Origin of the sequence: Pseudomonas sp. GCEP-101 (assembly GCF_025133575.1) — a bacterium.
In the GTDB taxonomy this organism is placed as follows: Bacteria; Pseudomonadota; Gammaproteobacteria; order Pseudomonadales; family Pseudomonadaceae; genus Pseudomonas; species Pseudomonas nitroreducens_B.
The window spans coordinates 1278942-1300539 of the sequence record NZ_CP104011.1; the positions used below are offsets into that span (position 1 = coordinate 1278942).

Sequence of the window (21598 nt, forward strand, 5' to 3'; positions counted from 1 at the left end):
CTGGTATAGACCAGACTGATTCTACCCCGAGCCACCCTGTCGCCGGCAAGCACGGGGTATTTCGGACATTTCCATCTGACTCCTCAGCGGTAACTGGCCTAGACTGGGCATTTTCGCCAGCACGAGCACCTGCCATGCCCCGCTTGATCAAGTTCCTCACCGGTTACATCCTCGTCACCCTGCTCTCCGGCTGCGGCTACAACGCCATGCAGGCCGGCGACGAGCAGGTGAAGGCCGCCTGGTCGGAAGTCCTCAACCAGTACCAGCGCCGCGCGGACCTGATTCCCAACCTGGTGGGTGCCGTGAAGGGCTACGCCGCCCATGAGGCCAGCGTCCTGACCCAGGTGACCGAGGCGCGCGCCAAGGTCGGCAGCACCACGATCAATGCCGACCAACTGGACGACCCGGAAGCGGTCAAGCGCTTCCAGCAGGCCCAGGGCCAGCTCAGTTCGGCGCTGTCGCGCCTGATGGTGGTGTCGGAGAACTACCCGCAACTCAAGGCCGACGCGCTGTTCCAGAACCTGCAGACCCAGCTTGAAGGCACCGAGAACCGCATCACCGTTGCCCGTGGCCGCTACGTGAAGGCCGTGCAGGAATACAACGTGATGATTCGCCAGTTCCCGCAGGTGATCACCGCGAAGATCTTCGGCTACAAGCCCAAGGCCAACTTCAGCGTGGAAAACGAAGCGGCCATCTCCACCGCGCCGAAGGTGGACTTCGGCAACCCGCCGGCGCAACCCGCGCAATGACCTTGCCGCGCTGGCTGCTGGCCGCCCTGCTGCTGTGCTGGGCGGCCTTGCTGCAGGCGGCGCCGGTCGCGGTTCCGCCGCTCAGCGCCCGCGTCACCGACCTGACCCAGACCCTCGACGCCGCCCAGCGCGCGCAGCTGGAAAACCAGCTCGCCGCCCTCGAACAGCGCAAGGGCGCGCAACTGGCCGTGCTGCTGGTTCCCACCACCGGCGAGGACAGCATCGAGGCCTACGCGCTGCGCGCCTTCGAGCAGTGGAAGCTGGGCCGCAAGGGCGTGGATGATGGCGTGCTGCTGGTGGTCGCCAAGAACGACCGCACGCTGCGCATCGAGGTCGGCTACGGCCTGGAAGGCACCATCACCGACGTGCAGGCCGGGCAGATCATCCGTGAACAGATCGTCCCGCACTTCAAGAGCGGCGACTTCGCCGGCGGCATCCAGGCCGGCGTGGACAGCCTGATCGCGCTGATCGAACCGCCCGCCGTAGCGCCCGCCCCGGACAGTGCCGACGACGAGCTTCCACGGACCGGCCCGAGCGAGCATTACAGCGACGCCTATTCCAACCACAACGCCAGCGCCGCCGCGGACATCCCGCCGGCGCGCCTGCTCGGCCTGCTCGCCCTGCTGGTGGGGGTGCCCCTGCTGTGCCTGCTGTTCCCGGTGCAGTGGCTGCGCCAGCGCAGCATGGGCCGCTACCTGCTGTGCAGTGCACTGGTCGGCAGCGCGGCCTCGGCCGTGCTGCTGTTCAGCGAAGCCAATCCGGCCGCCTTGCAGCAGCAGATGATCGGTTCCTTCTCGATCCCGCTGGTGCTGTACATCTTCTTCCTGCCACCGATGTGGCTGACCTCGGGCGTGCTGCAGCTGCTGTGGATGATCCTCAGCTCGATCGGCCGAGGCGGCCGGGGTGGCGGCGGTGGAGGCGGTGGCGGAGGCTTCCGGGGCGGCGGCGGCTCCAGCGGCGGTGGCGGTGCCTCCGGCCGCTGGTAACCTGCCCTACAGGGCGGAAACGCCCTGTTCTTCCTCGCGGATCGAACGCAGCACCTGGCGCTGCAGGTCGATGAACTCGGCGCTGGCGGCCATGTCCTCGTGGCGCGGGCGACCGAGCTTCACGTCGAAGGTGGTCTTGATCCGCCCCGGCCCCAGGCCCATCACCACGATGCGGTCGGACAGGTACACCGCCTCTTCCACGTCGTGGGTGACGAACATCACCGTCAGCCGGTGGGTTTCCCAGATGCGCGTGAGCAACTCCTGCATCTGGTGGCGGGTCATGGCATCCAGCGCGCCGAAGGGCTCGTCCATCAGCAGGATCTTTGGCCGGTAGGACAGCGCACGGGCAATCGCCACGCGCTGCTTCATGCCGCCGGACAGCTCGTTCGGATAGGCCTCGGCGAACTTCGTCAGCTTCACCAGGGCCAGGTGCTCGTCGGCGATCTCGCGGCACTGCGCGCGGGGCAGGCCGGCCGCCTTGAGGGCGAACTCGACGTTCTGCCGCGCGGTGAGCCAGGGCAGCAGGGTGTAGGACTGGAACACCACGCCACGGTCCAGCCCAGGCCCATTGATGGGCACGCCATCCACCTTCACGCTGCCGCTGTCGAATTCCTCGAGGCCCGCGGCGATGGACAGCAGCGTGCTCTTGCCGCAGCCCGAAGTGCCGACGATGGAGACGAACTCGTTGTCCGCCAGGGTCAGGTCGATATGGCGCAGGACCTCGCGGCGCGCCTTGCCAACCGTGAAGCTCTTGTTCAGGCCGGAGATTTCCAGGGTCGCCATTAGTTGCGCCTCCGGTTGTAGCGGAACAGGACCTTCTCGCCGGCGCGCATGGCCTGGTCGGTGACCAGCCCGAGGAAGCCCAGCAGGAGGATGTAGCCGATGATGGTGTCGGTCTGGAAGAAGCGCTGGGACACCGTGATGCGGTAGCCCAGGCCGGAGGTGGCGGCCACCAGTTCGGCCAGCACCAGCCAGGTCCAGGCCCAGCCGAGGCTGATCCGCAGGGCATCCCAGATGCCCGGCAACGCGCTGGGCAGGACGATCTTCAGGAGGATGCGGCGATCCGGCATGCCCAGGGTGCGGCCGAGGCCGACGAAGTCCGCCGGCACGCGCTTGATGGCATCCATCACCATCAGCACCTGCTGGAAAAAGGTGCCGATCCAGATGATGAGGAATTTCTGGAAGTCACTGGTACCGGCCCAGAGGATGGTCAGCGGGACGAAGGCGACCACCGGCATGTAGCGCACGAAGTCCACCAGCGGTTCGCTGGCGGCCTTCCAGAAGCCATAGCAGCCGGCGAACACGCCGATCACGATGGACATCGCCGAGGACACCACGAAGGCCACGGCAATGCGGTACACGCTGACCTTCAGGTCCGCCCACAGGGTGCCGTCGGCGGCCAGCTTGAGCATGCGCGCCCAGACGTCGCCGGGCGCCGGCAGGAAGATCTTCGGCACCGCGCCGCTGGCGCCAGCCAGCCACCAGAGCAGCGCCAGCAGGACGAACACGGCGCCGCCGATGAGCAGGAAATGACGCTGTGCGATCGGCTTGCCAATCGTGAACAGCGGGTGGGATTTACGGGCTTTCATGTGCGGCTCGTCGAACGGAGAAAACGCGCGCCGGCTCGGAGCTGGCGCGCGGAGTGCTTCAGAGGATCAGAGCGCCTCGACGAAACGCGCGTCGATGGCCTGTGCCGGAGTGACCGGCTGCTGCAGGATGCCGGCTTCGCTGGCGGCCTTCTGGATGTGCTCGAAGGAGCCTTTCTGGAAGGCGCCCTTCAGCTCGGCCTGGTTCTCCTTCACCGAGTAGAAGTGCACGCCGTCAAAGGCGCTGGTCAGCTCGGCCTCGTCGGCGCCCACGCCCTTGGCGATGGCGGCGCGGCCTTCGGCCTTCTGCTCGTTGAAGTGTTTCAGGCCGGCTTCCCAGCTCTTGATCAGCGCCAGCACCTGGCCGGGACGCTCCTTCAAGACTTCGTCGCGGACCACGAACACGTCGCTGATGATGCCCGGGTCATCCGAGCCCTTGTACAGCAGGTTGACCTTGGGGTTCTGCTGCTTGGCGGCGGACAGGTACGGCTCGTAGGTCACGGCGGCGGGCACTTGCCCTGCGATCAGCGCGCTGCCGGCGTTGGCGGCGGGCATCGGCACCGGCTGCACGTCGGCGAGGGTCAGGCCGGCCTTGCGCAGGGCGCTGTGCAGGAGGATGTCGCTGGTGGTGCCTTCCTCGTAGGCGACCTGCTTGCCCTTGAGATCGGTCAGGGTCTTGATCGACGGATCGACGATCAGCGCGTCGGCGCTGGTGCTCTGGTCCAGCAGCAGGACGATCTTCACCGGCAGGCCGGCGGCGACCATGGCCATGGCGGTGTGGGTGGCGAGGTTGCCGCCGTCGATCTGGCCACTGGCCAGGGCGGCGTTCATGTCCTTGTCTTCGGTGAAGTTGACCAGTTCGACCTGCTCCAGGCCGTTGGCCTTGAAGGCGCCGGCCTGTTCGGCGACGTACCACTGGCCATAGCCCAGCCAGGGCTGCATGCCCATCTTGAAGGTGCCGGCTTCGGGCTTGGTGTCGGCCTTGATCGCGGCGGCGTGCGCGGCGCCGGCCAGCAGCAGGCTGGCGCAGGTGGCCACGGCCAGTTGGCGCAGTGCGGAGGCGAAGGTGGTGTGCATGGTCTCTCCCCGGTCGTTGTTGTGCAGACACATTCTAGGAAACGAGTGCTGCTGGAGCGGCGGGGAGCTCGCGTCGGCCCATGCCCGCCGTGGGCGGGCAAAGGCTCACATTCAATCGACGCAAATGCAAAGGTTTTCGCCGCGGTTCGGCTTGGCTCCGGGCACGCTGGCAATCACCGGTGGGCGTCAGCCATCACGGCTGGGGAATGGCGTCGTCCTTGAACTGGTCCTTGATGTAGAGGATCTCGGTGCGGCCGTGGGGCGCCGGCTGGCCGTCCGGGCCGATGTTGACGAAGACCATCTTGTCGACCGTGAGGATGCTCTTGCGGGTGATCTTGTTGCGCACTTCGCAGGTCAGGGTGATCGAGGTGCGGCCGAACTCGGTGGCGGTGATGCCCAGCTCGATGATGTCGCCCTGGCGCGCGGAGCTGACGAAGTTGATCTCGGAAATGAACTTGGTGACCACGCGCTGGTTGCCCAGCTGGACGATGGCGTAGATCGCCGCTTCTTCGTCGATCCATTTCAGAAGGCTGCCGCCGAACAGGGTGCCGTTCGGGTTGAGGTCTTCAGGCTTGACCCATTTGCGGGTATGGAAATTCATGGAAGCTCCTTCTTGGGAGGGGTGCGCCTCGTGAGCGCGATGACGGGGAAAGCCCCGCCGGCTATGCAAGTCTGGCCCTGGTTGGCGACCGGCAGCTTGCCGTAGCTCAGTGCCTGTTCCAACGCAGTCATGCCGGCGCGCTGCCGATGTTCAGCCGAGGCCGGCTTCGGCGCGGTAACGCGCCGCCTCGTCGACCAGCCAGTCGCGGAACGCGCCCAGGGCGGCCGACTCCACCTTGCGTTCGGGAATCATCAGGTAATAGGCATTTTCGCTCAAATAGGCATGTTGCATCGGCACGATCAGCCGGCCATCGGCCAGTTCCTGCTGGATCAGCATCGGCGGAATCAGCGCCACGCCCATGCCGTGCATGGCCGCCTGGGCAAGCATGGAGAACAGCTCGTAGCGGGTGCCGCTCATGTCGTGGGCCACGCTCATGCCCAGCGAGCCGAACCACTGGCGCCAGGCGTAGGGCCGGGTGGTCTGCTGCATCAGCGGCAGTTCGGCGATCTGCGCCGCGGACAGTTCCCTGCGCCCGCCCAGCAGCTCCGGGCTGCACACCGGCACCGGGTTCTCGTGCATGAGGAAGTTGGCCACCGTACCGGACCACACCCCGTCGCCGAAATACAGCGCGGCATCGAACTCGGTGTCGGCGAAGAGGAAGGGCCGGGTGCGGTTGGTCAGGTTGACCGTGACTTCCGGGTGCAGGCGTTTGAAGTCCTTGAGCCGGGGCAGCAGCCACTGGGTGGCGAAGGTCGGCACCACCGCCAGCTCCAGCGTACCGCCACCCTGCTGGCCCATCACCGCCAGGGTGTCGCGCTCCACGGCGTCCAGGCGCTGGGCGACGCGGCGGCTGTAGTTGAGCCCCGCCTCGGTCAGTTTCACCCCGCGTCGCGAGCGACGAAACAGCTCGACGCCAAGGAACTCCTCCAGCGTGGCGATCTGCCGGCAGATGGCGCTCTGGGTCAGCGACAGCTCATCGGCGGCCTTGGTGAAGCTCTCGTGGCGGGCGGCGGATTCGAAGGCTACCAGCGCCGCGGTGGTCGGTATCTTGCGTCGCATCGAATGCCTCTTCGGAATATCGTGATGCACCGGAGTCGCCAAGAACGCCTTGATTAAAGGCTTACTGGCGCTCACAGCGGAAATCAGGCAATTACGGAGTGAGAAAATAGCACAACAGCGTGCGAATTAGTCGGTTGCCCGGCTTCCCGACGGCTGACTAGGATGGCCCACACCTGGCCCGCCTAGACTTGTCGGGTCCTTACATTGTCTGTTCGAGGTTTCCATGGCCGCCAAAGCAAGCTTCAACTGGGAAGATCCGCTGCTGCTGGATCAGCAACTCACCGAAGAAGAGCGCATGGTGCGCGACAGCGCCCACCAGTTCGCCCAGGACAAGCTGGCCCCGCGCGTGCTGGAAGCCTTCCGCCACGAGCAGACCGACCCTGCGATCTTCCGCGAGATGGGCGAAACCGGCCTGCTCGGCGCGACCATTCCCGAACAGTACGGCGGCAGCGGCCTGAACTACGTGTGCTACGGCCTGATTGCCCGTGAAGTCGAGCGCATCGACTCCGGCTACCGCTCGATGATGAGCGTGCAGTCCTCCCTGGTGATGGTGCCGATCAACGAATTCGGCAACGAAGCCACCAAGCAGAAATACCTGCCGAAACTGGCCAGCGGCGAATACATCGGCTGCTTCGGCCTGACCGAGCCGGACCACGGCTCCGACCCGGGCTCGATGATCACCCGCGCGAAGAAAGTCGACGGCGGCTACCGCCTGACCGGCGCCAAGATGTGGATCACCAACAGCCCGATCGCCGACGTCTTCGTGGTCTGGGCCAAGGATGACGAAGGCCAGATCCGTGGCTTCGTCCTGGAGAAAGGCTGGGAAGGCCTGTCCGCCCCGGCGATCCACGGCAAGGTCGGCCTGCGCGCCTCGATCACCGGCGAGATCGTGATGAACAACGTGTTCGTCCCCGAAGAGAACGCCTTCCCCGACGTGCGCGGCCTGCGCGGCCCGTTCACCTGCCTGAACTCCGCCCGCTACGGCATCTCCTGGGGTGCCCTGGGCGCCGCCGAAGCCTGCTGGCACACCGCCCGCCAGTACACCCTGGACCGCAAGCAGTTCGGCCGCCCGCTGGCCGCCAACCAGCTGATCCAGAAGAAGCTGGCCGACATGCAGACCGAGATCACCCTCGCCCTGCAGGGCTGCCTGCGCCTGGGCCGGATGAAGGACGAAGGCACCGCCGCGGTGGAAATCACCTCGATCATGAAGCGCAACAGCTGCGGCAAGGCCCTGGACATCGCCCGCATGGCCCGCGACATGCTCGGCGGCAACGGCATCTCCGACGAGTTCGGCGTGGCCCGTCACCTGGTCAACCTGGAAGTGGTGAACACCTATGAAGGTACCCACGACGTCCACGCGCTGATCCTCGGCCGCGCCCAGACCGGCATCCAGGCGTTCTTCTAAGCGCCCCGCGCCGGCCGGCTTCCTCGGGAGCCGGGCCGGCGCCCGTTCTACCTCTCGCCCGAGAGGCCCCGGGGAGGACCGTGGCGTCCCCGCACTGCGCCCTCCCCGCCCCTATTCCCGTTGCAGGTGATTCCATGTCCGGCGCCCTTTCGCACATCCGTGTCCTCGACCTCTCCCGCGTTCTCGCCGGCCCCTGGGCCGGGCAGATCCTTGCCGACCTCGGTGCGGAAGTGATCAAGATCGAGCGTCCCGGCAGCGGCGACGACACCCGCGCCTGGGGCCCGCCGTTCCTCAAGGACGCCGAAGGCCGCGACACCAGCGAAGCGGCGTATTACCTGTCGGCGAACCGCAACAAGAAATCCCTAACCATCGACTTCACCCAGCCCGAAGGCCAGCACCTGGTGCGCGAACTCGCCGCCCAGTCCGACATCGTGCTGGAGAACTTCAAGGTCGGCGGGCTCAAGGCCTATGGCCTGGACTACGAGTCGCTCAAGGCGCTCAACCCGAAGCTGATCTACTGCTCGATCACCGGCTTCGGCCAGTTCGGCCCCTACGCCAAGCGCGCCGGCTACGACTTCATGATCCAGGGCCTGGGCGGCCTGATGAGCCTGACCGGCCGCTCCGACGCCGAGGAAGGTGCCGGCCCGGTGAAGGTCGGCGTGGCGCTGACCGACATCCTCACCGGCCTGTACTCGTCCACCGCGATCCTCGCCGCCCTCGCCCACCGCGACGTCAGCGGCATCGGCCAGCACATCGACATGGCGCTGCTGGACGTGCAGGTCGCCTGCCTGGCCAACCAGACCCTGAACTACCTGACCACCGGCAAGCCCCCGCGCCGCCTGGGTAACGCGCACCCGAACATCGTGCCGTACCAGGACTTCCCCACCGCCGATGGCGACTTCATCCTCACCGTCGGCAACGACGGCCAGTTCCGCAAGTTCGCCGAGGTGGCGGGCCACCCGGAATGGGCCACCGACGAGCGCTTCGCCACCAACCAGGCGCGAGTGGCGCACCGCGAGGTGCTGATCCCGCTGATCCGCCAGGCCACCGTGATGCGCACCACCGCCGAGTGGATCGCCGTGCTCGAACAGGCCAGCGTGCCGTGCGGGCCGATCAACGACCTGGCGCAGGTATTCGCCGACCCGCAGGTGATAGCCCGCGGCCTGCGCGTGGACCTGCCGCACCCGCTGGCCGGCAGCGTGCCGCAGGTCGCCAGCCCGATCCGCCTGTCCGAGACCCCGGTGCAATACCGCAACGCACCGCCAACGCTCGGCCAGCACACCCACGAGATCCTCGAAGGCGTGCTCGGCCTGGACGAGGCGGCGATCGGCAAGCTGCGCGAGAGCGGCGTGATCTGACTTTCCCGCTCCACGGCAACACTCCCGTAGGGCGAATAACGCCACAGGTGTTATCCGCCGCCCGTCGACTCCGAAGCCCGGAACGGCGGATGACGCGTGCCGCTTCATGCTCCCTACGACCGATATTCGGCGCCCGCCCGTGCGGGCGCCCAACGATCCCCGCACGACGCCCGCGCCAGGGTTTTCACGGCCCCTGGCGCGGGCGCGACGGGGAGCCTGGGCGCGACCGATTGCGCGAACGCGACCAAAAGCCTTTGGCTTGTCCGGCGCCATGGCTATAATCCGCAGGCTTCACTAACGACCGGCACAGCCCGGTCGTTCCCGCCACCCGTCCGAGGGGCGCTGCAGCAGGTCGATTCGCTTCGGCTTGTCAGGCTCGGATGGGGCGCGTCACGGTCGGCATCGCCGATCGCCAAACGCATCAACGGCGCCCATTCGCAGACAACGAATGGAGAGTTACAGCATGAGCGCTGTCATGACGCCTGCCGGTTTCACCGACTACAAAGTCGCCGACATTTCCCTGGCCGCCTGGGGCCGCCGCGAGCTGATCATCGCCGAGTCCGAAATGCCGGCACTGATGGGCCTGCGCCGCAAGTACGCCGCCAGCCAGCCGCTGAAAGGCGCGAAGATCCTTGGCTGCATCCACATGACCATCCAGACCGGCGTCCTCATCGAGACGCTGACCGCGCTGGGCGCGGAAGTCCGCTGGTCGTCTTGCAACATCTTCTCCACCCAGGACCAGGCCGCCGCTGCCATCGCCGCCGCCGGCATCCCGGTATTCGCCTGGAAGGGCGAAACCGAGCAGGAATACGAGTGGTGCATCGAGCAGACCATCCTCAAGGACGGCAAGCCGTGGGACGCCAACATGGTGCTGGACGACGGCGGTGACCTGACCGAGATCCTGCACAAGAAATACCCGCAGATGCTCGAGCGCATCCACGGCATCACCGAAGAGACCACCACCGGTGTGCACCGCCTGCTCGACATGCTCAAGGCCGGCACCCTGAAAGTCCCGGCGATCAACGTCAACGACGCGGTCACCAAGAGCAAGAACGACAACAAGTACGGCTGCCGCCACAGCCTGAACGACGCCATCAAGCGCGGCACCGACCACCTGCTGTCGGGCAAGCAGGCCTTGGTGATCGGCTACGGCGACGTGGGCAAGGGCTCCGCTCAGTCCCTGCGCCAGGAAGGCATGATCGTGAAGGTTTCCGAGATCGACCCGATCTGCGCCATGCAGGCCTGCATGGACGGCTTCGAGCTGGTCTCCCCGTACAAGAACGGCCTGAACGACGGCACCGAAGCCTGCGTTGACGCCGCTCTGCTGGGCAAGATCGACCTGATCGTCACCACCACCGGCAACGTCAACGTCTGCGACGCCGGCATGCTGAAAGCGCTGAAGAAGCGCGCCGTGGTGTGCAACATCGGTCACTTCGACAACGAGATCGACACCGCCTTCATGCGCAAGAACTGGGCCTGGGAAGAGGTCAAGCCGCAGGTGCACAAGATCCACCGCACCGGCGCTGGCGCCTTCGACCCGGCCAACGACGACTACCTGATCCTGCTGGCCGAAGGTCGCCTGGTGAACCTGGGCAATGCCACCGGCCACCCGAGCCGCATCATGGACGGCTCCTTCGCCAACCAGGTGCTGGCGCAGATCTTCCTGTTCGAGCAGAAGTACGCCGACCTCTCCGCCGAGAAGAAAGCCGAACGTCTGACCGTCGAAGTACTGCCCAAGAAGCTGGACGAAGAAGTGGCCCTGGAGATGGTCAAGGGCTTCGGTGGCGTCGTCACCCGCCTGACCCCGAAACAGGCCGAGTACATCGGCGTGACCGTGGAAGGCCCGTTCAAGCCGGACACCTACCGCTACTGATGCGCCGGAGGGCAGACGAGCAATCGTCTGCCCTCTTTGCCATCTGGAACACGAGCGCATGAACCTGCAGGACAGCTACAACCAGGCCTGGCTCTTCGCCGCCGGCGCTCACGCCGGGCAGACGCTGACCGCCTCGACGCTGCCCTATGCCGTGCACCTGGCGATGGTCGCCAACGAAGTCATGGCGGCCGACCGCGAAGCGCCTGTCGAGCGCCTGGCGGAGACCGTCCAGATCGCCCTGCTGCACGACGTGCTCGAAGACACCGCGGTGCCCTTCGAGGAACTGCAGACGCGTTTCGGCGAGTTCGTCGCCGATGGCGCCCGGCACCTGAGCAAGGTGCTGAATGGCCAGAAGCTGCCGTTGGACACCTACCTCCAAAGGCTGGCGACCGGCGCGCCGCAGTATGCGATCGTCAAGCTGTGCGACCGGATCACCAACCTGCAGCCGCCACCCTCGACCTGGGCGCGGAGCAAGATCGCCGACTACCACGTGGAGTCGCAGCGCATTCTGGATGCCCTCGGCCATGTCCACGGGCCCAGCGCCGAGCGACTGCGTGCGAAGATAGACAACTACCGCCGTTACTTCTGAAGTCGACGGCACATGCCGGCAGCCACGCCATGACGGGGCGCCGAAGGAACGACCATGAGTCAGAAAGAACGCCGTTTCAGCTTCGAGTTCTTCCCCGCCAAGACCGAAGCCGGCCATGAAAAACTGCTGGCCACCGCGCGCCAGCTGGCCGCGAAAAAACCCGACTTCTTCTCCTGCACCTACGGTGCCGGTGGCTCCACCCGCGACCGCACCCTGACCACCGTGCTGCAACTGGACGGCGAAGTGCAGGTGCCGACCGCGCCGCACCTGTCCTGTGTCGGCGACACCAAGGGCGAACTGCGCGCGCTGCTGGCCCACTACAAGGACGCCGGCATTCGTCGTATCGTCGCCCTGCGCGGCGACCTGCCCTCGGGCATGGGCATGGCCAGCGGCGAGCTGCGCTACGCCAACGAACTGGTGGAATTCATCCGCGCCGAAACCGGCGACCACTTCCACATCGAAGTTGCCGCCTATCCGGAAGTTCACCCGCAGGCACGCAATTTCGAGGATGATCTGGCGAATTTCGTGCGCAAGGTCAAAGCCGGCGCCGACTCCGCCATCACACAATACTTCTTCAACGCCGACAGCTACTTCCATTTTGTCGAGCGAGCGGAGAAACTCGGTGTCAGCATTCCGGTCGTACCGGGTATCATGCCGATCACCAACTACACCAAACTGGCCCGCTTCTCCGACGCCTGTGGCGCGGAAATCCCCCGTTGGATTCGCAAGCAGCTGGAAGCCTACGGCGACGACATCGCCAGCATCCAGGCCTTTGGTGAGCAGGTCATCACCGACATGTGCGAACGTCTCCTCGAAGGCGGCGCACCCGGTCTGCATTTCTACACCCTGAACCAGGCTGAACCCAGCCTGGCGCTCTGGAACAACCTCAAGCTCCCCCGCTGAGGATCATTGCTCCGGGCTTACCGTCCGCGATCCCGGCCAGCGCAACGCCGGCGCATCGTGGACGGAGTGCTTCCAGCCAGCGGCTGAGCGCTCGCCCCGAGCTTGAAATCACGCGCCCTCGAGCCGGCAGGTCGCCGGCCTACAGGAACCCCGCATGTCCTTTTCTTCCCTCGGTCTCTCCGAGGCCCTGGCTGGCGCCGTTGAAGCCGCCGGCTACGCGCGCCCCACTCCCGTTCAGGAACGCGCCATCCCCGCCGTACTGCAAGGCCGCGACCTCATGGTTGCCGCCCAGACCGGCACCGGCAAGACCGGCGGCTTCGCCCTCCCGGTGCTCGAACGCCTGTTCCCCGAAGGCCACCCGGACCGCGAACACCGCCACGGCCCGCGCCAGGCCCGCGTCCTGGTCCTGACGCCGACCCGCGAGCTGGCTGCCCAGGTGCACGACAGCTTCAAGGTCTACGCCCGCGACCTGCCCCTGAAAAGCGCCTGCATCTTCGGCGGCGTCGGCATGAATCCGCAGGTCCAGGCCGTCTCCAAGGGCGTCGACGTACTCGTCGCCTGCCCCGGTCGCCTGCTCGACCTGGTCGGCCAGGGCAGCATCGATCTGTCCCACGTGGAAATCCTCGTCCTCGACGAAGCCGACCGCATGCTCGACATGGGCTTCATCCACGACGTGAAGAAGGTCCTCGCCAAGCTGCCGCCCAAGCGTCAGAACCTGCTGTTCTCGGCGACCTTCTCCAAGGACATCGTCGACCTCGCCAACAAGCTCCTGCACAACCCGGAGCGCATCGAGGTCACCCCGCCGAACACCACCGTCGAGCGCATCGAGCAACGCGTGTTCCGCATCCCTGCCGTGCAGAAGCGCGCCCTGCTGGCTCACCTGGTGACCATGGGCGCCTGGGAGCAGGTGCTGGTGTTCACCCGCACCAAGCACGGCGCCAACCGCCTCGCCGAATACCTGACCAAGCACGGCCTGCCGGCCGCCGCGATCCACGGCAACAAGAGCCAGAACGCGCGCACCAAGGCCCTGGCCGACTTCAAGGCCAACGACGTCCGCATCCTGGTCGCCACCGACATCGCCGCCCGCGGCCTGGACATCGACCAGTTGCCCCATGTGGTGAACTACGAGCTGCCCAACGTCGAGGAAGACTACGTCCACCGTATCGGCCGTACCGGCCGCGCCGGCCGTACCGGTGAAGCCATCTCGCTGGTGGCGCCGGACGAGGACAAGCTGCTCAAGGCCATCGAGCGCCTGACCAAGCAGCGCATCCCCGATGGCGACATGCAAGGCTTCGACCCCGATGCGGTGCTGCCGGAAGTCCAGCAGCCCGAGCCGAAGGAAGCCCCCCAGCGCCAGCCGCGCAAGGACAAGGCCAAGCGCGGCGAGCGCAAGGACCGCAACAAGGACAAGCCGCAGCAGGCCCAGGCCGAAGCGCAGCAGCACCCTGCCGCTTCCGACGCCGCCGAAGGCACCGAGGGCGACAAGCCCGCCGGCAAGCGCCGCCGTCGTGGCGGTCGCGGCAAGAAGAAAGGCGACGGCCAGGGCGGTGATGCCCAGCCCAACTCCAACGCCAATGCCCAACCGCGTCAGCCCCGTGAGCCGCGCCAGCCCCGTCAGGAGCAACAGGCCAAGCCGGCCCGCGCGCCGAAAGTCGATGGCAACCGCGACCCGGAAGAATTCCTCGACGACGATTTCGACAACTTCGGCAACCGCGCCGACTACGTCAGCCCCTTCCCGGACAAGGACCAGCAACGCGGCCAGCGCCGCCGTGGCGGTCAGGGTCAAGGCCAGAGTCAGGGCCAGGGCCAGCAGCGTCCCCGCGGCCAGGGCGGCCAGGGCGGTGGCCAGGGCAGCGGTCAAGGCCGTGGCCAGGGTCAAGGCCAAGGTCAGGGCAAGGCCGCACGCAAGCCTAACGGCACCGGTCGCAGCCAGGGCCAGGGCGGCAACGGCCAGGGCAAGCCCGGTCAGCGCAAGCGTGGCGGCAAGGCCCCGGCCTCGCGCATGAATGACGCTCCGCTGCGCGAGCCGAGCGAGTACGGCGCCGCCAAGCCGACCCGCCAGCCGGTGGTGATCAACAAGCGCGACCTGGTCCGCTCCGACCGCTTCCCCACGCCGGAGCAGTTGGAAGAGCTGGAACCGCGCCGCAAGACCGAGCGTCCCGCGCTGCTGACCCGCAACCGCGACTGATGCTGCAGAAGAAACCGCCCTCCGGGGCGGTTTCTTTTTGCGCGCGATTCCGGCAATGCCCAATCCTGCAAGAGCGCCCCATGGGCGCTAATCGCGGGCATGGCCCGCTCCTACAGTCACCGGCCGGCTCCGGCGTGCCCCCTGTGTGTAGGAGCGGACTCCGTCCGCGATCAGTTCCGCGCGAGGGATCATCGCGGACGAAGTCCGCTCCTACGAGAGCCAATCCAGCCCCGCCGATCAGGCACAAAAAAGCCGCCCGAAGGCGGCTCTTTCAGCGTGGCACACGCCTCACAGCACCTGCCGTAGGAAGGCCTGCGCACGCGCGTCCTTGGGCTGGGCGAAGAATGCCGCCGGGGCGGCGTCTTCCAGCAGCTTGCCATGATCGAAGAACAGCACACGGTCCGCCACTTCACGGGCGAAGCCCATCTCGTGGGTCACGCAGACCATGGTCATGCCTTCCAGCGCCAGGGTCTTCATCACGTCCAGCACCTCGCCGACCATCTCCGGGTCAAGCGCTGAGGTGGGTTCGTCGAACAGCATCACCTTCGGGTCCATGCACAGCGCACGGGCAATCGCCACACGCTGCTGCTGCCCGCCGGAGAGACGCGACGGGTATTCGTTGGCCTTCTGGCCGATACCGACCTTCTCCAGCAGCGCACGGGCCTTGGCTTCTCGCTCGGCCTTGCCGCGCTTGCGCACGACCTTCTGCGCCAGGCACAGGTTCTCCAGCACCGTCATGTGCGGGAACAGGTTGAAATGCTGGAACACCATGCCGACTTCGCGGCGGTAGGCGTTGATGTCGGTCTTCGGGTTGGCGAGGTCGACGCCGTCGATGCTCACCGAGCCGGAGTCGAACTCCTCCAGCCCGTTGAGGCAGCGCAGGAAGGTGGACTTGCCCGAGCCGGACGGCCCGATCACCACCACCACTTCGCCCTTGGCCACGCCGGTGGTGACGTCATCCACCGCGCGCACGACGTGCCCGCGGGTGTCGAAGACCTTGGTCAGGTTACGCACTTCAATCACTTTGGCCGAGCCTCCGCTCCAGGCGCCCCGCCAGATGCGACAGCGGCAGGTTGATCACGAGGTAGAGCGCGGCGACGCAGAACCAGATCTCGAAGGTGGAGAACGAGGTGGTGATCGCTTCGCGGCCACTCTTGGTCAGTTCGGTAATGGCGATCACCGAGACCAGGGACGTATCCTTGACCAGGCTGATGAACTGCCCGGCCAGCGGCGGCAGCACGCGCTTGAATGCCTGCGGGAGGATCACGTGGCGCATCGACTGTGCGGCGTTCAGGCCCAGGGAGCGCGCGGCTTCGTCCTGGCCACGGGCGATGGACTGCACGCCGGCGCGGACGATCTCGGCCACGTAGGCGCCGGTGAACAGCGCCAGCGCCGCCACCCCGGCGAATTCGCGGGAGAGGTTCAGCACGGTGCCGATGAAGAAGTAGAAGATGAAGATCTGCACCAGCAGCGGCGTGCCGCGCACCAGTTCGACGTAGAGGGTCGACAGGTCGTGCAGGGTCGGGTTCTTCGACAGTCGGCAGAGACCGGTGAACAGGCCGATGACCAGGCCCAGCGCGCCGGAAACGAAGGAGATCCACAGCGTGGTCCACAGGCCCCAGGCCAGCGGGCCGGCGGCCCAATGGCGGGTCGAGCCGACCACATCGCCCTCGGCGACGTCATCGTTCTCGGAGAACTGCAGGCTGTCGGCGGCCACGGTTAGCACCTGCTGCTTGCCGTCTTCCTCCACCAGCGTGACGCGGGCGTTGCCGCCCTGCTCCTCGATCTTCTCCACCCGCGAAATGCCTTCCGCGCGCTGCGGCTCTTCAGCCTGGTAGGCGAAGTACTGCGGGACGCGGTTCCAGCGCCACTCGTAGGAAATCAGCGATGTGGAGTACCAGAGGGCCAGACCGATCAGCAGGAGGATCAGTCCGGTCAGCCCGTGCCAGGGCCAGGTTGCGCGTTTCGTTCTAGCCACGAATCTCTACCGTGAAAATGCGAACGCGCAGGCTCGGGGCCTGCGCGTCGGGTCGACCTGCGTCAGACGTGGATTATTCCATGTCCTTGAGCCAGTCGGTGTTCTTGAACCACTTGTCGTGCAGACGATCGTAGGTGCCGTCCTCACGGATCTGCTTGAGGAAGTTGTTGATGAAGTTGATCGAGTCGTAGTCGCCCTTCTTCAGGCCGAAGGCCAGCGGCTCGTAGGTGAACGGCTGGTCCAGATGCACCAGCTTGCCGGCGCCGAACTTGCTCACGCCGACGACGTTGTAGGGCGAGTCGTAGATGAAGGCATCGGCCTTGCCGTTGACCACGTCCATGACCGCTTCGGGCTCGTTGTCGAAGCCGTGGTACTGGGCCTTGGAGAGCTGCTTCTTGGCGACGAATTCGCCGGTGGTGCCGATCTTCGAGGTGATGCGGTACTTCGCGTCGTTCAGGTCCTTGTAGGACTTGATCTCGCCTTGCAGCTCCTTGCGGATCAGCAGGGTCTGGCCGACCACGATGAAGGGATCGCTGAAGTTGACGCGCAGGTTGCGCTCCTGGGTCAGGGTCATGCCCGAGCCGATCATGTCGAACTTGTCGGTGAGCAGGGCCGGGATGATGCCGTCATAGGCGGTGGAAACCAGCTCCAGCTTGACGTTCATCGACTTGGCCATGGCCTTGAGCAGGTCCACTTCGAAGCCGACGATCTGGCCGCGCTTGTTGGTCATCTCGAACGGCATGTAGGTCGGGTCCATGCCCACGCGCAGGGTGCCGCGCTTGGCCGCTTCATCGATGGCGCCGGCCTGAGCCGCGCTCACGCTGACCAGGGCGCAGACGCCAATCACCAGCGATGCCAGGTACTTTTTCATCCCCATACTCCCAAGCAAGTGAAAGAACGTATTGTTTTGTCCAGCGATCGAACCGGGCGCGGCAAGGGCCTGCCGAGCGCGCAAAGGGAGCGAAGCGTACCCGATGCGGCGGATATCTCAATCTTTTCTGGATAGCTGGCGCAGGGTACCAGCAGCGGAGCGAGGGGAAAACAGGCTAAACCGCCGCGCCGCCCCCACCCGCGCAGGATGGGGGCGGCGGGCGATCAGGATTGCGCGGCGGGCAGGGCCATGGCGCCCTGGTCCGCGACCGGCGCCAGGGGCACGGCGGGCGCGTGGGCGTCCGTCTTCAGCGAATGGCGCCACGGGCCGATCCACTGCTCCTTGTCGCCCTGCCAGAGCGCCAGGTGCAGGCGCGACAGCGCCACCGGGTCGCTCAGCAGCGCCAGGCGGCGGTTGCCGTCGAGCTGCTCGGGACCGGCCTCCAGGGCCTTCTCGACCAGCGCGGCGCGGGTCGCCTCGATGGCAGCGGAGTGGCCATGACGGGCGGTGCCCATGGCGCAGGCCAGGGCGTTCAGCACCGGGTCCACGGCGGAACGGACGAAGCCGTCCTTCAGGGCCTGCCAGCGGTTCTGGTAGGTGTATTCGTCGGTGGCACGCAGCTCGCGCGGGGTGTCGTATTCCTCGGGAATGAGGAACAGCTTCTCGTCACGCGAGGCCAGGCCCAGCTTGACCCGGCTGCTGATCACCGACACCGGGATGGACAGCATCAGCGCGCCGACGATGGGCGACAGCCACCACAGGAAGCGCGGGTTCAGCCACGCCACCAGCAGCGCCCAGCACAGGCCCAGCAGGGTCTGCAGGCCATGGCGACGGATCGCCTCGCTCCACGGGGTGTCGTCGTCATCGCGTTGCGGCGACTTCCACTGGGCTTCCCAGCCGAGGAACGCGGCCAGCACGAAGCGGGTGTGGAAGAGCATGCGCACCGGCGCCAGCAGCACGGAGAAGAACATCTCCAGGAGCATGCTCAGGGTCACCTTGATCACACCGCCATAGGCCTTGGCGCCCTTGGCCCAGATCAGCATGACGCTGAGCAGCTTGGGCAGGAACAGCAGGGTCAGGGTGGTGGAGAACAGCGCGATGGCCTTTTCCGGGTGCCACTGCGGCCAGATCGGGAACAGCTGGCGCGGCTCCAGGAAGTACTGCGGCTCCATCAGCTGGTGCACCGCCAGCAGCGCGGTGGACAGCACCAGGAAGAAGAACCACAGCGGCGCCGACAGGTAGGACATCACGCCGGTGAGGAACACCGCGCGGTGCACCGGGTGCATGCCCTTGACCAGGAACAGGCGGAAGTTCATCAGGTTGCCGTGGCACCAGCGGCGGTCGCGCTTGAGCTCGTCCAGCAGGTTGGGCGGCAATTCCTCGTAGCTGCCTTCCAGGTCGTAGGCGATCCACACGCCCCAGCCGGCACGGCGCATCAGCGCGGCTTCGACGAAGTCGTGGGAGAGGATCGCACCGGCGAAGGAGCCCTTGCCCGGCAGCGGCGCCAGGGCGCAGTGCTCGATGAAGGGTTTTACCCGGATGATCGCGTTGTGGCCCCAGTAGTGGGATTCGCCCAGTTGCCAGAAGTGCAGGCCGGCGGTGAACAGCGGGCCGTACACGCGGGTGGCGAACTGCTGCATGCGCGCGTAGAGGGTGTCCATGCCCGACGCCTTCGGGGCGGTCTGGATGATGCCGGCCTCGGGGTTGGCCTCCATCAGGCGCACCAGCTTGGTCAGGCAGTCGCCGCTCATGACGCTGTCGGCGTCCATGACGACCATGTACTTGTACTGGCCGCCCCAGCGACGGCAGAAGTCGTCGATGTTGCCGCTCTTGCGCTTCACCCGGCGCCGGCGGCGGCGGTAGAAGATGCGACCGAAGCCCAGGGCTTCCTTGCACAGCTCGATCCAGGCCTTTTCTTCGGCCATGGCGATGTCGGGCTGGTTGGTGTCGCTGAGCACGAAGAAGTCGAAGCGATCCAGCTCGCCGCTGGCCGCCACGGACTCGTAGGTCGCCCGCAGGCCGGCGAAGACGCGCGGGACGTCCTCGTTGCAGATCGGCATGACGATGGCGGTGCGCGCATCGGCGGCAATCGGCTCGCTGCCCGCGCTGCTGCCGGAGATGCGGTAGCGGTCGCGGCCGGTGAGCAGCTCCCAGAAGCCCATCAGGGCCGTCCAGAAGCCGGCCGACACCCAGCAGAAGAGGATGGCGAAGAGCGCCAGCACGCCGAACTGGATGACGTAGGGCAGCACCTGTTCCAGGGTCTGCAGGAAGGTCTGGCGGTTGATCTCTTCGAGATCGACGAAGGCCCAGCCCTGGTAGGGCAGGATGCCTTTCATGTAGTAGGTGGCGACGCTGGTCTGGCCCAGCATGAGCAGGACCAGGATGAACCGGCGCAGCGAGCCGACCCGCTGCCAGCGCGCCTTGGGCAGGTCACGGACCGGCTTGGACGGGTTGCTGCGGCCGGTCAGGCGGCGCCAGCCGCGCATGAGCGGGTTGGTGCGCCAGGGTTCGGGGATCACCTTGGTGCGCTGGATCGGCGGCGCGGCCTTGAGGTAGGTGCGGCCATTGTCGTCCATGCCCAGCATCTGGGCGTCGTCCAGGTCCTGGCCGTAGCCATGGCGCAGGCGCGCGCCGACCGAAGCCAGCGCCGCGTCCTCACCCTGAACATCGCCAGCGAGCCGCTCGTGCAGCTCGCTGAAGGAACCGGCCTGGGCCAGCGCCTCACGCTCCTGCGCCGAAAGCGGCAGGTGCGCGAGGTAGTCGGCCACCGGCGCGGTGGTAGCGGAAGAGTTATTCATCGGCAGGCAGCTGGTAGCTCCAGGTTTCGGAAATGGTCTGGCCGCCGTTCACCAGGGCAGCGCGCATTTCCGTCGGCTTCTTCGGATCCTTGACCTTGATCCGCAGCGTCAGGCGCCATCCCTGGGTCACTGCGTTGTAGCGCAGGCTGTTTTCCTTCACCTCGGCGTTGTCGTCGGTGCTCACCTGGGTGCTCACCGGCGCATCGCCAGCCAGGGCCTTGAGCGTCGGGCCGACGAAATCGACGACCAGGGCCACGCTGCCATCGGGCTGGCGGATCAGGTTCTTCTGCTTCACGTCACCGACCGAGCGCAGGGTCTGCATGACCCAGGCGTTCTTCGGATCGTGCAGGGCCTGCTCGTCCTTGGTCCAGCGCATGCGGTAGGCGAAGTCCAGCGGCTCGCCGGCTTCCGGACGCTTCTCGGGGTTCCAGAAGGCCACGATGTTGTCGTTGGTCTCGTCCGGCGTCGGGATCTCCACCAGCTCGATGGTGCCCTTGCCCCAGTCGCCCTGCGGCTCGACCCAGGCGGACGGACGCAGGTCGTAGCGATCGTCCAGGTCTTCGTAGCGGGAGAACTCGCGGCCGCGCTGCAGCAGACCGAAACCTTTCGGGTTCTCGACGCTGTAGGCGCTGACGGACAGGTGTTTGGGGTTGTTCAGCGGGCGCCAGATCCACTCGTCGTTGCCAGCATGGATCTGCAGGCCGGTGGAGTCATGCAGTTCCGGACGGAAGTTGTGCTCCGCGGAGGGCTGGTTGGAGCCGAACAGGAACATGCTGGTCAAAGGCGCCAGGCCCAGCTTGCTCACCTTGTCGCGCAGGAACACGCGGGCCTTCACGTCGACCACGGTGTCGTTGCCCGGACGGATGGTGAAGCGGTACGCGCCGGTCGCACGGGGCGAATCCAGCAGCGCGAAGATCACCAGGTGCTTATCCTTGGGCTTGGGCTTCTCGATCCAGAACTCGCGGAAGCGCGGGAATTCCTCACCCGAGGGCAGCGCGGTATCCAGCGCCAGGCCACGGGCGGAGAGGCCCCACCACTGGTCCTTGCCGATGATGCGGAAGTAGCTCGCGCCCAGGAAGGTAGCGATTTCGTCCTGCTTGTCGGGGGAGTTGATCGGGTACAGCAGGCGGAAGCCGGCATAGCCCAGATCCTTGGTGGCATTGGCGTCGAACTTCAGCGAACCGAAGTCGAAACGAGAGGGATCGTACTTGATCTCCTTGACGTCGGTCGCCGTCACCTCGTTGATCTTCACCGGGGTATCGAAGTGCATGCCCTGGTGATAGAAGCTGATCTTGAAGGGGGTCTTGTCGCCGGCCCAGTAAGCCTTCTCGTTACGGAAGCGGATCTGCTGGTAATCCGCGAACTTCATTTCGCTGAATTCCGATGGCAGGTTGCTCGTCGGTGCGCTGTACTTCTCTGCAGCCAGCGACTTGGCCTTTTCGCCAACGTCGTCGAGATCGAAGGCCCAGGCGTGGGTAGCGCTCAACGCCAACAGGGCGGAGCCGACCAGTCCGCGAAGGATGTGGCGCGAAAGCGGTTGTTGAACGGAACGGAAAATCACGAGTCCCCCTCGTCCG

At 66.2% G+C, this 21598-nt stretch carries 18 protein-coding genes and 1 riboswitch; of the genes, 8 read left to right on the forward strand and 10 right to left on the reverse strand.

Going from position 1 to position 21598, the window contains the following annotated elements:
• Positions 1–134: 134 nt before the first annotated feature.
• Both N0B71_RS05830 and N0B71_RS05835 read left to right on the forward strand, forming a co-directional pair.
• Complete coding sequence (locus N0B71_RS05830; RefSeq protein WP_259757788.1) at positions 135–749, forward strand: LemA family protein; 615 nt, start codon at positions 135–137, stop codon at positions 747–749.
• Complete coding sequence (locus tag N0B71_RS05835) at positions 746–1735, forward strand: TPM domain-containing protein (RefSeq protein WP_259757789.1); 990 nt, start codon at positions 746–748, stop codon at positions 1733–1735. Before N0B71_RS05830 ends, N0B71_RS05835 begins: the two co-directional genes overlap by 4 nt.
• Before the next feature lie 6 nt (positions 1736–1741).
• Here N0B71_RS05835 and N0B71_RS05840 read toward each other — a convergent pair whose 3' ends face one another.
• From N0B71_RS05840 to N0B71_RS05860, 5 genes are all read right to left on the reverse strand, one after another.
• Positions 1742–2518: an ABC transporter ATP-binding protein gene (locus N0B71_RS05840; RefSeq protein WP_259757790.1), complete on the reverse strand. Its 777-nt coding sequence runs from the start codon at positions 2516–2518 to the stop codon at positions 1742–1744.
• A complete protein-coding gene (locus N0B71_RS05845; RefSeq protein ID WP_259757791.1) occupies positions 2518–3324 on the reverse strand; it encodes an ABC transporter permease in 807 nt (268 codons plus the stop codon). Before N0B71_RS05845 ends, N0B71_RS05840 begins: the two co-directional genes overlap by 1 nt.
• Positions 3325–3390: 66 nt before the next feature.
• A complete protein-coding gene (locus N0B71_RS05850) occupies positions 3391–4398 on the reverse strand; it encodes an ABC transporter substrate-binding protein (protein ID WP_259757792.1) in 1008 nt (335 codons plus the stop codon).
• Positions 4399–4591: 193 nt separating this feature from the next.
• Positions 4592–4999, reverse strand: coding sequence for an acyl-CoA thioesterase (locus N0B71_RS05855; RefSeq protein WP_311197209.1), 408 nt, complete (start codon positions 4997–4999; stop codon positions 4592–4594).
• A 150-nt stretch (positions 5000–5149) separates the two neighbouring features.
• A complete protein-coding gene (locus tag N0B71_RS05860) occupies positions 5150–6058 on the reverse strand; it encodes a LysR family transcriptional regulator (RefSeq protein ID WP_259757793.1) in 909 nt (302 codons plus the stop codon).
• 223 nt (positions 6059–6281) lie between these two features.
• On the opposite strand from N0B71_RS05860, the gene N0B71_RS05865 reads away from it, so the two are divergent.
• The 6 genes from N0B71_RS05865 (at position 6282) to N0B71_RS05890 (ending at position 14374) form a co-directional block, all read left to right on the forward strand.
• A complete protein-coding gene (locus N0B71_RS05865) occupies positions 6282–7463 on the forward strand; it encodes an acyl-CoA dehydrogenase (protein ID WP_259757795.1) in 1182 nt (393 codons plus the stop codon).
• 134 nt (positions 7464–7597) lie between these two features.
• Positions 7598–8821 (forward strand): CaiB/BaiF CoA transferase family protein, encoded by a 1224-nt coding sequence (locus N0B71_RS05870; RefSeq protein ID WP_259757798.1) that lies wholly within the window; start codon positions 7598–7600, stop codon positions 8819–8821.
• Between the two features lie 328 nt (positions 8822–9149).
• A riboswitch (S-adenosyl-L-homocysteine riboswitch) is annotated at positions 9150–9261 on the forward strand.
• A gap of 23 nt (positions 9262–9284) precedes the next feature.
• Positions 9285–10694 carry an adenosylhomocysteinase gene (gene ahcY / locus N0B71_RS05875; protein WP_259757800.1) on the forward strand — a complete coding sequence of 470 codons (1410 nt, stop codon included), beginning with the start codon at positions 9285–9287 and terminating at the stop codon, positions 10692–10694.
• Between the two features lie 58 nt (positions 10695–10752).
• Positions 10753–11283 carry an HD domain-containing protein gene (locus N0B71_RS05880; protein WP_259757801.1) on the forward strand — a complete coding sequence of 177 codons (531 nt, stop codon included), beginning with the start codon at positions 10753–10755 and terminating at the stop codon, positions 11281–11283.
• A 54-nt stretch (positions 11284–11337) separates the two neighbouring features.
• Positions 11338–12186: a methylenetetrahydrofolate reductase [NAD(P)H] gene (gene metF, locus N0B71_RS05885; protein ID WP_259757802.1), complete on the forward strand. Its 849-nt coding sequence runs from the start codon at positions 11338–11340 to the stop codon at positions 12184–12186.
• A gap of 154 nt (positions 12187–12340) precedes the next feature.
• Complete coding sequence (locus tag N0B71_RS05890) at positions 12341–14374, forward strand: DEAD/DEAH box helicase (protein ID WP_259757803.1); 2034 nt, start codon at positions 12341–12343, stop codon at positions 14372–14374.
• A 288-nt stretch (positions 14375–14662) separates the two neighbouring features.
• On the opposite strand, the gene N0B71_RS05895 is transcribed toward N0B71_RS05890, so the two are convergent.
• The 5 genes from N0B71_RS05895 to N0B71_RS05915 form a co-directional block, all read right to left on the reverse strand.
• Complete coding sequence (locus N0B71_RS05895) at positions 14663–15397, reverse strand: amino acid ABC transporter ATP-binding protein (protein WP_259757804.1); 735 nt, start codon at positions 15395–15397, stop codon at positions 14663–14665.
• Complete coding sequence (locus N0B71_RS05900; RefSeq protein ID WP_259757805.1) at positions 15390–16352, reverse strand: amino acid ABC transporter permease; 963 nt, start codon at positions 16350–16352, stop codon at positions 15390–15392. The genes N0B71_RS05895 and N0B71_RS05900 overlap by 8 nt, the downstream gene beginning before the upstream one ends.
• A gap of 73 nt (positions 16353–16425) precedes the next feature.
• On the reverse strand, positions 16426–17223 hold the full coding sequence (locus N0B71_RS05905; protein WP_259757806.1) for a transporter substrate-binding domain-containing protein: 798 nt from the start codon (positions 17221–17223) through the stop codon (positions 16426–16428).
• Positions 17224–17447: 224 nt separating this feature from the next.
• On the reverse strand, positions 17448–20021 hold the full coding sequence (mdoH, locus tag N0B71_RS05910) for a glucans biosynthesis glucosyltransferase MdoH (RefSeq protein ID WP_259757807.1): 2574 nt from the start codon (positions 20019–20021) through the stop codon (positions 17448–17450).
• Positions 20014–21582, reverse strand: a complete 1569-nt coding sequence (locus N0B71_RS05915) for a glucan biosynthesis protein G (RefSeq protein WP_416784898.1) — start codon at positions 21580–21582, stop codon at positions 20014–20016. Before N0B71_RS05915 ends, mdoH begins: the two co-directional genes overlap by 8 nt.
• Between the last annotated feature and the right edge of the window lie 16 nt (positions 21583–21598).